Annotated in this window: 8 protein-coding genes; all 8 read left to right on the top strand. The window is 40.8% G+C overall.

The genetic code is table 11. From position 1 onward, the window contains the following. Positions 1-25 precede the first annotated feature (25 nt). Positions 26-3,247: a cellobiose phosphorylase gene (locus AC1D7X_RS05555; protein ID WP_495474821.1), complete on the top strand. Its 3,222-nt coding sequence runs from the start codon at positions 26-28 to the stop codon at positions 3,245-3,247. Between the two features lie 323 nt (positions 3,248-3,570). Then, positions 3,571-4,533 carry an ABC transporter permease gene (locus AC1D7X_RS05560; RefSeq protein WP_495455802.1) on the top strand — a complete coding sequence of 321 codons (963 nt, stop codon included), beginning with the start codon at positions 3,571-3,573 and terminating at the stop codon, positions 4,531-4,533. A 19-nt stretch (positions 4,534-4,552) separates the two neighbouring features. Continuing rightward, positions 4,553-5,443, top strand: coding sequence for a carbohydrate ABC transporter permease (locus tag AC1D7X_RS05565; RefSeq protein WP_495455803.1), 891 nt, complete (start codon positions 4,553-4,555; stop codon positions 5,441-5,443). Positions 5,444-5,541: 98 nt separating this feature from the next. Then, positions 5,542-7,212 (top strand): extracellular solute-binding protein, encoded by a 1,671-nt coding sequence (locus AC1D7X_RS05570; RefSeq protein WP_495474822.1) that lies wholly within the window; start codon positions 5,542-5,544, stop codon positions 7,210-7,212. Between the two features lie 79 nt (positions 7,213-7,291). Next, complete coding sequence (locus tag AC1D7X_RS05575) at positions 7,292-9,208, top strand: sensor histidine kinase (RefSeq protein ID WP_495455805.1); 1,917 nt, start codon at positions 7,292-7,294, stop codon at positions 9,206-9,208. After that, a complete protein-coding gene (locus AC1D7X_RS05580; RefSeq protein WP_495455806.1) occupies positions 9,180-10,781 on the top strand; it encodes a response regulator in 1,602 nt (533 codons plus the stop codon). Before AC1D7X_RS05575 ends, AC1D7X_RS05580 begins: the two co-directional genes overlap by 29 nt. A 551-nt stretch (positions 10,782-11,332) precedes the next feature. Then, on the top strand, positions 11,333-12,130 hold the full coding sequence (locus tag AC1D7X_RS05585; protein ID WP_495474823.1) for a sulfite exporter TauE/SafE family protein: 798 nt from the start codon (positions 11,333-11,335) through the stop codon (positions 12,128-12,130). Positions 12,131-12,163: 33 nt separating this feature from the next. Continuing rightward, positions 12,164-14,887 (top strand): TerB N-terminal domain-containing protein, encoded by a 2,724-nt coding sequence (locus tag AC1D7X_RS05590; RefSeq protein WP_495474824.1) that lies wholly within the window; start codon positions 12,164-12,166, stop codon positions 14,885-14,887. Positions 14,888-14,902: the final 15 nt, after the last annotated feature.

Here is a 14,902-nt window from a genome sequence, read left to right on the forward strand (position 1 = left end):
GATTGAACTGCTAGGGGGAATCGCGATGTCTAAATACTATTATGATAAAAATACGTTTGTTATTGAGCAGTTTGACCAAGTTAAACCCTTCTCAAGTTTTCTACCAGGTATGGCAGGATTAAAGGGGATTCCGATGTGGACTTTTTATGTGAATCGCGGCCAAGGGGTGTGTAGCTTCGGAATCCGTGACAAGAATTCAGCCATTATGGAGTTCTCCCCGGCTAGTATTACTTACAAGAATGTTGCAGCCAATGGGTTTCGGACGTTTATCAAAATCCAAGGACAAGATACCATCTATGAGCCTTTTCAATCAGCTCGTCCTGATGCACAAGCTTCTCGCGTGATGAGGATTTCACCCAATGGGCTCACGATCGAAGAGACGCATGTAGCATATGGATTAAAGACCATAGTGAACTACTTCAATCTACCTAATGATGATTATGCGGCTTTGGTCCGTCAGGTCGAAATTATAAATATTGGTGATACACCTATTCAATTAGAATTGCTAGATGGGATGCCAGAAATTCTTCCATATGGCGTGGAGAATGGCGGATTCAAAGAAGTCGGTAACCTGCTACGCAGTTGGATGGAAGTCTATAATTTAGAGAATGGCATTCCATTCTATCATGTACGCTCTAGTACTGCGGATGAGGCGCAAGTTAGCAAAGTTACGAGTGGACATTTCTACTTATCCTTTACTGGAGAAGGAAAGAGAATCGCCCCGATTGTAGATTTCGAAATTGTATTTGGTGGCAATACCTCTCTGATGTATCCGGATAACTTTGCTACGGCTTCACTTGCTGAACTTGTTCAACAGCCGCAATATCCAGTCAATAAAGTGCCATGTGGATTCAGTGGGGTAGCACAACGTATCGCTCCAGGTGAGAGCCTATGTGTTAACACCATTATTGGTCACATAAACGATATTGAGAGAATCAATGAGAAGGCAGATCTCATATGTACGGCAGATTATATTTCTCGTAAGCAAGAAGAAGCGAGTAGCATAATTGAAGAGTTGACATCAGACATTGCGACACATACGTCATCTGAACTATTTGATGCTTATGCGAAGCAGTCTTATATGGATAATTTCCTCCGTGGAGGGTACCCGTTTATTTTTGATAATGAGCATGAAGGCTTTGTTGTACATCTCTATTCCCGTAAGCATGGAGACTTGGAGCGGGATTACAATTTCTTCTCATTGGCTCCGGAATATTACTCGCAAGGCAATGGTAACTTTCGGGATATGAATCAGAACCGTCGTAATGATGTGTTCTTTAATCCGAAGGTTGGTACATTTAATATCAAAATGTTCTTCAGTCTGATGCAAGCGGATGGATATAATCCACTCAGCGTACAGGGATGTAGCTTTAATGTCATTTCAGAGAATGACATTAAGCTTAAAGAATGGCTCAATAGCGCTATTGCTGACCATCATGAGGAATTAAGAGCAATGTGTAGCGGGAAATTCACGCCAGGGAAGATCATCAACTTCCTAGCGGATCATCACGTACAGCTCCATGTAAGCGAAGAACGTTTGCTAGGAGGCATATTGGCTCTTTCGCAGCAGAATATCGAAGCCGGTTTCGGTGAAGGGTTCTGGTCCGACCATTGGACGTACAATATGGACTTAGTGGACAGCTATCTGGATATATTCCCAGACAAGAAGGAAGATCTTCTCTTCGCAGATGAGACTTTTGCTTTTTATGATAGTGCTGCTTATGTTCAACCTCGCTCCAAGAAATATGTCGTGGTAAATGACCAAGTTAGGCAGTATGGTGCCTTGATCGAGGATGAGGAGAAGTTAGAGCGTCTTGGACGGAGAATGAATGATACGAACTGGCTACAGACAGAAGGTGGTACAGGCAAGATTTATCAGACCAATCTTTTTAGTAAAATCGTAACATTAGCGTTAAATAAATTCTCTACATTAGATCCGTATGGGATGGGTGTGGAAATGGAAGCGAACAAGCCAGGATGGAATGATGCGATGAATGGACTTCCTGGGTTATTCGGTTCAGGGATGAGCGAGACATTTGAATTGAAGCGGTTGGTAACTTTCTTGTTAGAAAGTGCGAAGGAATTTAACGAGAAGTCTATTAGCGTACTAGAAGAAGTGGCCGATTTGTTTCATACGGTACATCGAACGGTTGTCCTTTATCAAGAAGGTCACCTAGATTCATTCACCTATTGGGATATCGTAGCTTCTGCCCGTGAAGTTTATCGTGATCGCGTTCGGTATGGCATTACCGGAGTGGAACATAAAGTATTTTTGAAAGAGATCGAGGAAGGATTCTCTGCATTTTTAGTTAAAATAGATGAGGGAATAGCGAGAGCTATAGAATTAGGGGATGGAATCACACCGACGTACTTCCGTTTTGAAGCTACGGAATTTGAAAGAATAGTAGGCGAGAATGGACAACTAGATTTGAATAGGGGTGGGCTTCCTAGAGCTAGAGTAACCCAATTTCAGGTGAGCGCTTTGCCTTACTTCCTCGAAGGTCCGACCCGTTGGATGAAGACGTTGAACGATCCGCAGCAAGCTCAAGATCTATATGATCGGATTAAGAAGACGGAGTTATATGATCAGAAGACCCAAATGTATCAAACATCCGTTAATCTAGAATCGGAAGGTCATGAGATTGGACGTATGCGTGCTTTTACACCAGGTTGGTTAGAAAGAGAATCGAATTTCCTTCACATGACTTATAAATATTTGTTAGGGCTATTGAAATCGGGTCTTTACGAACAGTATTTCGGGGAATTGAAGACATCGCTTGTTCCGTTCTTAGATCCTGATGTGTATGGACGTAGCACGTTAGAGAATTCTTCCTTTATTGCGACGGGTGGAAATCCCGATCCTGCGGTACATGGAAGAGGATTCGTAGCTAGATTGAGTGGATCTACTGCGGAGTTCCTGAGTATGTGGAGAGTGATGATGGCAGGTTCGCACATCTTTACGATGAGTGAGGGAGAGTTGACTCTTACGCTTTCACCAGCATTACCAAGTTGGTTATTTGATGAGTCAGGAAAGGTGTCTTTCACATTCCTTGGAAGTACACAAGTGACCTACAACAATGCGCGCAGAGCAGATACATTTGGTGTAAATGCCGCCAAGATCAGTCGAATGAATCTTCTGAAGCGCGACGGGACTGTCGTTGAGAATGATGGACCTATTATTCAAGGTTCAGAAGCGATGGCTGTACGTAACGGTGAAGTCGCAGCGATAGACGTAATTATGGAATAGTATTAGTCATAAAATAGTTCACTAAGAGACATGGCGGATGAAGGCCAATGTAAAACCTCGGTTCTAATCTTAGTGAACATATGTTTGATGAACAAGGCGACTTTTCGTTCGATTATGAACGGAGGGTCGTCTAGGCTGTTTTATACCCATAAGTAGCGAAGGAAACGAATTGTCCTGAAGAAGCAAAAGAGACAGACCCGAAAAATGAGACCCTAAATACGAAATATGAAGCCTTATGTCTATAAGAAAAAGGACGTACTATTAAAGTAGTAAATGTAAGTGTTTTCAATAGAGAGATAAGAATCAGCATGGAGGTCGAAGTCATGGAAATGAAACCTACTATAAACAGAGAGACGCCAGTAAATGAGCCCTCAACACGACGTAAATGGTTGAAGAAATTATACTCCCAGAGACATCTCCAGACCATGGCTCTACTTGGTGTGGTATGGATGATTATATTCAACTACATTCCAATGTCGAGTGTAATCATTGCATTTAAAGAGTTTGACATTATACGCACGATATCCGAAGCACCTTGGGTGGGGTTAGAGCATTTCAGAGAATTCCTTGAGGATGATATTCTAGTGGACGTCATCAAGAATACGCTGGGAATCAGTTTTTTTAAGTTATTAATTGGCTTCCCACTACCGATTATATTTGCTCTTTTCCTTAATGAAATACGATCCATTAGATTCAAAAAATTTGTTCAGACGATTTCTTATCTGCCTCACTTTCTCTCATGGGTTGTATTAGGAGGCATTCTAGCAACTTGGCTAGCAGACGTTGGAATTATCAATAATATATTACTCACACTTCATGTTATTAAAGAGCCAATTACATATCTGGCTGAACCAAGTTATTTCTGGACGATCATTATTTCATCAGATTTGTGGAAGGAATTAGGGTGGTCTGCGATCATTTATCTGGCAGCGATCTCGAGTGTATCGCCTGAAATGTATGAGGCAGCAACAATTGATGGTGCAGGACGCTTTCAGAAAATGTGGTATATTACACTGCCGTCAATTAAATCTACGATTAGTATTCTATTCATTCTGGCCGTCAGTGGTGTACTTAACACCAATTTCGATCAGGTCCTAGTCTTACGTAACTCTCTTAATGACAGTGCAAGTAATGTTATTGATTACTATGTTTATCAAACGGGAATTCTTTCCGGGCGGTATTCATATTCTACAGCTATTAACTTACTTAAGTCAGTCATTGCACTAATGCTCCTACTTATCACAAATAAAATAACTAAAAAACTCAACGATACGTCGCTGTTTTAGAATAAGGAGGCTCATACACATGTTTAATCTTCAGCGCAAAACGAAAAGTGAGGCCCTATTCGATCTTATCAACACCATCGGTATGCTTCTCATCTGTTTCGTGACCTTATACCCGATATGGTACGTATTGGTCAACGCTTTTAATAATGGTAATGATGCGATGCGTGGTGGAATCTACTGGTGGCCGAGAATGTTCAGCTTAGAGAATTTTAAAGCGGTATTTGATAGTCCAGGTATTATGACGGCCATGGGCATTACAGTAGCTAAGACGTTAATCGGTACTGTAGCGCATGTATTCTTTACGGCAATGGTGGCGTATGCTCTCTCACGCAGGGAACTCATCGGAGGAAAAATATATATTCTGATGGGGACTGTGACCTTATTCTTTGGGGGTGGACTGATTCCAACATTCCTACTGATTAAAGATCTTCATTTACTTGATAACTTTATTGTGTATATTATTCCGTTTATGTTCAGTTTCTTCGATCTTATTATCTTTATGACGTTCTTTCGTGAAATTCCGGAAGCATTGGAGGAGGCTGCTAAAATTGATGGGGCGCATGACTGGTCTATCTTTCTGAGAATCGTTATTCCGGTATCCATGCCTGCTGTTGCGACGATCGCGTTATTTCACGGTGTATTTCAGTGGAATGACTATTTTACAGGAATGATTTATATCAATAACACGGATTTACAACCGATTCAGACGTATTTATACCGAGTCGTTGCGCAATCCAGTTCTAATCAAATGATGACTGCTGTGCAGGGAACTGCGAGCACCAAGACCGTGACATCTCAATCGATCAAACTCGCAACCATGGTTGTCACAACACTTCCGATTGTCTTCGTTTATCCGTTCTTACAAAAGTACTTTGTTAAGGGTATGATGATTGGTTCAGTCAAGGGTTAATGGACAGCTTAAATGAGGTATTCCCTCTTACCGCCTAGGCGATAAGGGTTGTTATATACAATGTGATACACTAACTATCATTGAAAAGGGGTAAGAAAATGAACATGAAGCATGTAAAGCGTAGCTTGTTATCGCTTGTAGCGCTAGTTGTGGTCGTTTCTACAGCGGCTTGTTCCTCTGGTACGAATAACGAGAAGGATAAAGCTGCTAATAACAAAGCCGAAGAAACGCCAGTTGTTAAGTTAACAGCAGATCAACCGGGTTGGAAAGAAGATATTTCCCCCATTACATTTGATTGGTACTTGAACTTTTCTTGGTTTGCGAATAAATGGGGCGTAGATCCTACGTCACAATATATTACGAAGAAAACAGGCGTAGATATTAACTTTATCATTCCAGCAGGTAATGAGAAGGAGAAGTTGAATACATTAATCGCTTCTGGTAATCTTCCCGATTTCATCACGTTAGATAAAGGCGAAGATGCCATCCAAAAAATGATCGATGGTGAAATGGTACTTCCACTAAATAAACTGGCTGATGAGTATGATCCATACTTCTTTACGTCATCTGATGCAGCGAAGTTATCATGGTATACAAAGCCTGATGGTAATGTATATGCATATCCCAACGCTTCATCTTCTCCCAAAGATTATGAACAATATGGAGATGCGTATACTTCTAACCAAACGTTCCTAGTGCGTAAAGACATGTACGAAGCTCTTGGTAAACCAGATATGAGAACACCAGAAGGTTTCTTGAAAGCGCTACAAATGGCTAAAGAGAAATTTGGAACGGTTAACGGACAGCCGTTGATCCCACTTGGTTTACACGAGTTTACAGATACAGGTAACTACTCACTGGAAGGATATATTCAGAATTTGTTAGCCATTCCAAAAGCCAAAGACGGTAAGTATTATGATCGCTCTACAGATCCTGAATACGTGAAATGGCTTAAAACTATCCGTCAAGTGAATGAAGAAGGTCTACTTGCTAAAGACGTATTCATTGACAAACGTCCGCAAATGGAAGAGAAACTTGCACAAGGTCGTTATTTTGCAATGATCTATCAATATAAAGATATGGAAGCACAATTAAGTACGCTTTATGCAAACGATCCGAATTCGGTCTATATCGCTATTGATGGACCAGCTAACAGTAATCTAGATGCACCTACACTTGATGGTCCTGGTATTTCAGGGTGGACGGTAACCTTAATTTCTAAGAATGTGAAAGACAAAGCACGTGCTATTCGGTTCATGAGTTATTTGAATAGTGAAGAAGGAAATAAAGATTTATTCTTAGGTGAAAAGGGTTTCACTTATGATACTATTGATGGAGTAGATCAGTTTAAACCTGAAGCTTTAGCATTGTTGAATTCAGACCGGGCTGCATTCGATAAGCAGTATGGGGGATCACACACGTTCTGGATGCTGATGAATACGAACATGACAGATCAATGGGCACCGAAAGCAGTAGAACCGTTCAAATCTATCCAAGATTGGACGAGAGGGAAGACAGTGAGTGCATCTGAATTCGAATTATTGAATCCAACAGGAAACTCTCCAGAGGGTATCATTAATACGAAGCTTGGACAGCAGTTTGGTAAAACACTTCCTAAATTACTAATGGCAGAATCGGATGCGGAGTTTGATACTATTTGGAATGAGTATCAAGAAAAACGTAAAAAAGACGGTTTAGATCAAGTAACATCATACCAACAAGCTAAATATGAAGAAAACGTAAGTAAACTAGCAGAATTCTTGAAATAATTAAATAGGTAATAGAGCCCCGATAACCATAAATTTATGGGTATCGGGGCTGTTTCAACGAGAATGGAGAGTGCTTGCGATGATGAAGTGGACATCGAAATATCTAGAATCGCTGATGTATTGGTGGGATCGTAGATCATTACAGAGTCGCCTTATATCGGCATATATCATTATTATTTTGGTGCCCAGTTTAATTGTCTCTACTAATTCCTTTGATGCTATCAATGAAACGTATATCAAAGATACCATGAGTAAAAATGCTAATCTGCTTGAAATGGAGAAACTACAGATTCTGAATCAGGTTGAATCGATGGAGCGTTCAGCTCAGCTTGCCATGTCTGATAAAGCTGTCGAGAATTATTTAACGAGCGAAACTGAACCTCAGTTAAAGGACCTCGTGGAGTTTAATACGAATGCGTTTTTTAATCTGACACGTATACAATTTAACAATCCTAATATTGAGCACTTACGTATGTTCTCGGATAGTGAATATGTACATGAAATTTGGCCCATTATTTTTCGGGAAGATAGAATTAAGCAGGAACCATGGTATAAAGAGGCCTATAATCTCGGGACGAAGCAGATGTGGTATTTCCAAGACTATGACCTCGATGTGATGGAAGGCTCTATAGCAGAGAAAAATCCTAAAGTTTCTTTGTTTACAGAAATCAACTTCATCACCGGTGTCCATTCAGGCATTATTCAAGTGGATATGTTGTTATCTAATTTCTCACCTAGGACGTTCTCAAGCATACAGGATGAACAATCGCAATTGTTTCTTATAGATAGTCAAATGCACATATTTACAAGGCAAACGGATTCCTTACTTCAGGATAATAAAGAGATGAATAAGGCTATTCAGGATCGTTTCGCTACTCTTCGACAAGGGGGAGTATGGGACACCCAATACCAGGAGAACGGTAAATCGTTCTTGTTCATCCAAGTCCCTATTGAGCGGATGGATGCCTACTTACTAAATGTCGTCTCTATGGAGAGTGTGTTAAAGGATATATCCGTTATCCGTAATAAAACGATTGGAACAAACATTTTATTTGTCGTGTTATTCACGGTGATCGCGTATATATTAAATGCTATTATTCTGAAGGATTTAGTAAGACTCACGGAGGCGATGAAACAGGCACGTCGTGGCGAACTCTATAAAGGGGTTTCGATTCGCGGGGGTGGAGAGATTGGCGAACTGGCCCATCACTTCAATAAATTGATGTCTAAGATCAATGAACTTGTTGCAGTTGCTGTTCGTAAGCAGGCGCTGACCAAAGAAGCAGAGCTACGTACGTTACATAATCAAATTGATTCACACTTTCTTTATAATACGTTAGAGAATATTAAAATGCTGGCGGAAATAGATAACAATCGAACGATATCTGATGCACTGACATCACTGGGTGGAATGATGCGCTATAACTTCAAATGGTCGGGAGAGTATGTCAAATTAAAGGATGAAATTAGACATATTCAGAACTATATTGAAGTCATGAATATTCGTTTTGAAGAGCCGATTTCGCTAGTTATGGATATTTCAGCTCAATACATGGAATTAGAGGTATTGAAGATGTCACTTCAACCCATCGTAGAGAATTGTGTTAAGCATGGGTGGTCCGATTCAAGTGATGAAGAGACGGACAAGAAAATTCATATTTTAGTTGAGATGGTGAATGATCATTTCTGTATAACCATTATGGACAACGGAGATGGCATGAGAAGTGACCAACTGATTGAGCTTAATAAAAGAATTCAAGGGGATAAATTCAATAATTGGAATGCCTCAGATCGAGACCGACAAGGTGATGTTAGAGCTGTTGTAGGGATAGGATTACACAATGTACATCAGAGGATCCAACTTTTCTATGGAAAGGAATATGGATTGGAGATATCAAGTGTAGAGGGCGTTTTTACCAAGGTACTAATTACTTTACCTAGAGTATTATTGACAGGAGGAAGTACTGATGAAGCGAACACTACTGATCGTAGATGATGAGAAGAATATTCGCTATGGATTGAAGACGATGATTGAGCGAGAATTCCCAGAGATGTATTGTATTCACATGGCGAGTAACGGTCAGACTGCACTGGATCATTATCGGGAGACAGGTGCTGATATCGTGATCACGGATATAAGAATGCCTGTTATGGACGGGATCCGTCTTATTGAAGAATTAGCAACGGGGACGCAAGGCGAAGGAACGGCTGTTGTTATTCTCAGTGGTTTTGATGATTTCGAATATGCGAAGACAGCGATTAAATATAAGGTGAAAGATTACTTGTTGAAGCCTATCCGTCGTGAGGAATTGTTCGATTTATTGAAACGTATTGAGAAGGATTTAACGACACAAGAAGCAATTGATCGGCAACGCGAAGAGATCAGTGAAGTGGTCCACAAGGGAATTCGTTCTAACCGCATACAGCAATTAGCGCTTCATCAGAGTCAATTATCTGAAGATGAGTTGGAGAAATACAGTGGTGAGATTGGATTCCAACATTTCAAGAAGCCATTTACAGTTGCCGTTGTGAATTTTCAATATGATGATGGGTCTAGGATGTCTCTAAGTGAGCTACAGAGTCTAGTAGAACGTCTGTCTGGTTCTTTGGAAGGCAAATTAGAAGCTATGACATCCGACTATGAAGGCAAACTAGTTCTAATTGGGAGTCCGAAAAGTTGGTTTCAAGAGTTAGCACGACAGGCTGAAGACAAGGGCTGGCATGGTTTTCGCATGGGCATTAGCATGGCTTGCGATCAGTTATCGAATATTAGCCAGCAATATGAGGAAGCACTACGAGCTTTACAATATACATTTCTCTATCCACAAACGTATTTCATTGAATATGAAGCCGTTCGGGAGGAACGTCGAAATTTCCCGCTGCCCTCGGAAGAGATCCGTAAATTGGCTAATATGCTAGGTACAGATCGTGAGAGAGAAATGCTACTTCTCTTAGGCTCTATATTTCATATTGAACAGCTGCAACAAATGGATATCTCCTATTTAGAGCGAGTTAGTAGACTTGTGAATGAGCAAGTACTGGATGAGGTATTCCTTGTATACGGAGAGTCTTCTGTAGAAGTACTTAAGTTATACAAGAAGGTAGGTAATATGTTTAACTTCCAGAGCTTCCATGATTACTATCGTAAATTGGAACATTTACTCCGTAGTGTGAGTGACTATGTTGCACAAGTTCGATCGGCCTATACAGAACATGGGGATATGAAAGAAGCCGTTGCCTATATAGAAGAACACTATTTCCGTTCATTGAATATGGCAAGTGTAAGCAATCATGTATCTTTAAGTTACTCTTATTTTAGTGAGGCTTTTAAAGCATATACCGGTGAGAACTTTGTTCTATATTTGAAAAAAGTACGGATTCGAAAAGCTAAGGAGTTATTGCTGAAGAGTCCAATTAAATTAGCCATGATCGGGGAGTCCGTTGGATTTGAGAACAGTAAGCAATTCTCTCGTGTATTTAAAGAACTAGAAGGAGTCTCTCCTCATGAGTATCGTCTAAAGATACAAGCCGACGAGCGATACAGGGATGAGTCTAGCGGTACTAATTAGAGGATCTATGCTCTAATCATACAAATAAAGCCGAGATGAATAGCTCATCTCGGCTTTTTCTTAGAATATAAGAATTTCTGCTTATAAATAGGCTTATATTTCAACGCTAAACGTTTCTTCGCCGCTAAAGGACGGCGAAGAAACGTTTAGGCTTGGTGTACCTTGACAGTAGGCAACACAAGGATTAACATACAACCGGGTACTCTCAAAAGAAATTCAATATATGATTTAACGATTTTCGGAAGAGTCGTAAATAATTTTAACGCCAAGGGAATGGTAGGTTTCTTCTTTATAGTGTCCTTGGGGACAAGTTTTTATCAAGCATATGCTAGTATTCTCGTTGGATAGCAATTCATTACACTTGGGGCATCTGCTTTGAAAAAAGCCCTTCAACTTATCTAGCACATTAACCACCTAATTCACATTAATTTACTTGGTTTTATTATACCTTCACGGTTGCCTGATGTATAGGGGGTAATCAGATTATATTGCGATGCTCCATGGAATTAAGGCGCCATTCATTTGAGCTAGCTGACGTAAGGGTGATTACAATGGATGTTGTTCTTTCAATGATTATGGTTATTCTTGGTTTTGTCGGATCTTTCTTCTCAGGATTATTAGGAATCGGTGGGGCCATCATTAATTACCCCATGTTACTTTTTATTCCTTCAAGCCTTGGTGCCGCTGACTTTACGGCACAAGAGGTATCTGGGATAAGTATGTTTCAAGTATTCTTTGCGTCATTATCAGGTGTTCTAGCCTATAAAGCGAAGAGTAAGAAAAGCAATAATCCTTCATTAATTCATAAAGGACTTGTCCTAAATATGGGGATAAGTATTATGTTGGGTAGTCTAATAGGAGCGCATGTTTCTAGGTTTCTAGTTGGAGATACGATTAATGTCCTCTACGGTGTATTAGCAGTTATTGCTGTTGTGCTTATGGTCATTCCGAATAAAGGCAAACAACAAGAGGATTCGAGTGAAATCATCTTTAATAGAATGATTGCGATCATTGCTGCCTTTTTGACCGGGATCGTATCTGGAATTGTGGGTGCTGGTGGAGGTTTTATTCTCATTCCAATCATGTTAAAGGTTTTAAAAATTCCAACAAGAACAACCATTGCCTCATCTCTAGCTATCGTATTTATTTCCGCCATAGGTGGCGTTGTTGGAAAAATAACGGGAGGGCCTATTCCCATTATGCCGACCCTTTTTACGGTTATAGGTAGTGTATTAGGAGCCCCACTGGGATCGCGTATCAGTGGTAAAATGAATGTGAAGTATTTACGATATGCGTTGGTTATTTTAATATCATTGACGGCTGTGAAAGTATGGATGTCTATTCTATAAGTTATAAAGAGGATTAGGGAAAGGAGAGCTTGTATGAATGACAAACAGGACAACGAACAACTACTTACAAAGAGTGGCTCAACGTATCACGAGGCTGAGCTTGTACTTGAAGGATATACAGAAGTAAGAAACGGTGTAGGTCAAGCCTATGCCATTCCTGTATTAACGGTAGAATCTAAACGCCTTAAAGCTGCTGAAGTCTCACGGAGTGTCAAGTCAGACAGTTCCCTTGTACCTGTTCTTGATGGTTATATATCTGTTGATACATTGAGACAAGCCGGTGTTGGACCTATGGGGCGAACCATACATGGCGCGGTGTTAGATAGACCCTATCAACTCACTCCATTAGAGATTATATCTCGTGGAAGCGAGAGGATGCAGGGAGCATGGAATCGGATCGCATTTCCTGAACTAGATTGGCCCTATGGAGGGACTTATCCTGTTTACGAGCATTTGAAGTTTCTAGCTAAGTGGGGCTTGAACGGTGGGGCTCGGGGTGGAGCTCTCAATTATGCAGAGGAAATACGGTTATTTATGAATGATATGCTAAAGAGTTATCCAGAAACGAAGATTCTTGTGATAGGTAAGAAGGTTTTATTGGACAAGCTAAAAGAGAGTTGGATTCAACTGGATGCTATGTGGCTTACCGCAGGTGGGAAGCAACAGATGTTCCAGGAGATTCTTCAAAGTGGGATCATGATTGCAACGCCTAATGTAGCTAAGCAACACCAGATGCAGACGATGTCGTTTGATATTATCATCATGCTTGAACCCGACGACTTAACGAAGAGTAGCACAACTCAAATATTTAAACAATTGAAGAAAATGAAGTCGCGGCTAAAGCTCGCAATCTATGCGGAAGAAGACTATATTGCACAAGCCTATGTCTCTACGACTCATATGAATTTGCTGAAAATAAATGATTATACCGTCTCTCAATATGTGATCTATCATCCCAAGAATCCTAAAAAAGAATTACCACGGCCCTATAGGAGGATGGTACGGCCTCCAATGGTTGCGGAATCACCATCTCTTCATATGACAGAGATGGAGCTAGAGGGAGAACGTGGAGAGATAGGGACTCCAATACCCCGTAGAGAATTGCGCGAACAATCCGATTCTAAGGGATTCACTCCATCACCATTACCTGAGCAGGATTCATATGATCATGCTATGCAATCACAAGGAACATCATTAGCTCCGAATGGTGAGAGCATCCCTACAAACGGAAGCGCAGGGGACGCCTCTTCAGAGGATAAGCGTCATGCTGAAATAGAGTCTCTTTTTCCACGAGAACCAAGGTCGTCCATTATGAACGTCTCTTCTATAACGACAATTCCCACTTGGGAATCCAATACGTCGTATGAACATCGCTTCACGAAAAGAGCGAAATTGTTTGAGGAGAAAATAGAACCATCCGCTACGTTTGTACCTTTTATGAACTACTGGCCTACGTATGATAGCATGACAGGTTCGCAATCTCGATGGTATTTCTATTGGAGAGGTGAAGTGAGAGAGCAACGGTATCCTGATACAAGTCTTTCGTATATTTTTCTATACGTATATGAATTGATTAACGGAATCGGTTGGAAGGAACCGCTAGAAGGTTATCAACGTATGGTTGATCTGTGGATGGCCTATCGTGAGCGTTATAGTAAACTTACACCTTACATGTTAGATTGGATTACGGATTTTGCTCTAGTGAATCAGTTATCCGTGTCCCTTCATGAAGTATTCCGTCATGCACCTAATGAGCTAACAGGGGACGTATTGGAGTTGGAATTAATGTACCGGTTCCGAACAGAACCATTAGATATTCCGTTTCCTCTATTGATGCAATTATCAGATGTGGATGTGTCGAAGAGCAAGTTCTACATGGAGGGTGGAGATAAGTCTCTTATGGAATATGCCCCCAAAGTGTTTGCACTGGTAGATGCCTATCTGACGAAACAACAAGGGTTACGCCTAATTGAGATGTTCTATCCCGGACCACCAACGGAGAGGGAAAGACCTCTTTTCCAAAGCGCGACGTATGATGATTCCCAATATGGGAGATCCATTCTAATAACGGTATCGAGAATCAGTAAGCATACCCCTCTGAGAGAGTTCTCAACACAATTGCTTCGATTAACGGAGAATAAACTTCGAGAGAAATTAAACTTCAAAGGAAGACTTCGAGGCATTGAACTTGAGCCTGAGATTGAGACACTCATATCTCGCTATATCGATCGTATGTTCAATACAACGCCTGTACAACAACGGACAGGTCCGGCTGTTGTCATCGATGAAGACAGACTAGCACAATTGCAACAAGATTCGGATTTCGTTCGAGATATTCTTACCGTAAATATTGATGAAGAGACCGCTCTTGAAGATAAGGCTGTACACGACGAATATGAGGAAGAACACCAAGTGACTCTCTCATCGCAAGATGACATAGATGATGTAGAAGAACCTGATGATAAGCTAGCCAAGGTCCTCGTAACATGGGATGTCACAGGATTACCTGATGAGTGGGTGGAATTTGTAGGGGCACTGAGTGCACAGATGTTAGAAGCATTATATGTTCTCAAAGAAGGATTAGGTCTGTTGGGACTACAGGATATAGCTAATGAAGCGGGGACCATGCCAGAATTACTGTTAGATGACATTAACGAGATCGCGATGGATACCCTAGGCGACTTAATTATAGATGGTGATCAATTGGTCGAAGAATATATGCCTATGTTGGCGCAATTGACGAAGGTAGTTTCTTGAGAAGAGGAAAGAGGT

The sequence above is a fragment of the Paenibacillus sp. Y568 genome, assembly GCF_059445545.1.

Excerpts from the sequence above, each read along its gene's own strand:
- AC1D7X_RS05555 (WP_495474821.1), top strand. The coding sequence starts at position 26 with ATGTCTAAATACTATTATGATAAAAATACGTTTGTTATTGAGCAGTTT.
- AC1D7X_RS05560 (WP_495455802.1), top strand. The coding sequence starts at position 3,571 with ATGGAAATGAAACCTACTATAAACAGAGAGACGCCAGTAAATGAGCCC.
- AC1D7X_RS05565 (WP_495455803.1), top strand. The coding sequence starts at position 4,553 with ATGTTTAATCTTCAGCGCAAAACGAAAAGTGAGGCCCTATTCGATCTT.
- AC1D7X_RS05570 (WP_495474822.1), top strand. The coding sequence starts at position 5,542 with ATGAACATGAAGCATGTAAAGCGTAGCTTGTTATCGCTTGTAGCGCTA.
- AC1D7X_RS05575 (WP_495455805.1), top strand. The coding sequence starts at position 7,292 with ATGATGAAGTGGACATCGAAATATCTAGAATCGCTGATGTATTGGTGG.
- AC1D7X_RS05580 (WP_495455806.1), top strand. The coding sequence starts at position 9,180 with ATGAAGCGAACACTACTGATCGTAGATGATGAGAAGAATATTCGCTAT.
- AC1D7X_RS05585 (WP_495474823.1), top strand. The coding sequence starts at position 11,333 with ATGGATGTTGTTCTTTCAATGATTATGGTTATTCTTGGTTTTGTCGGA.
- AC1D7X_RS05590 (WP_495474824.1), top strand. The coding sequence starts at position 12,164 with ATGAATGACAAACAGGACAACGAACAACTACTTACAAAGAGTGGCTCA.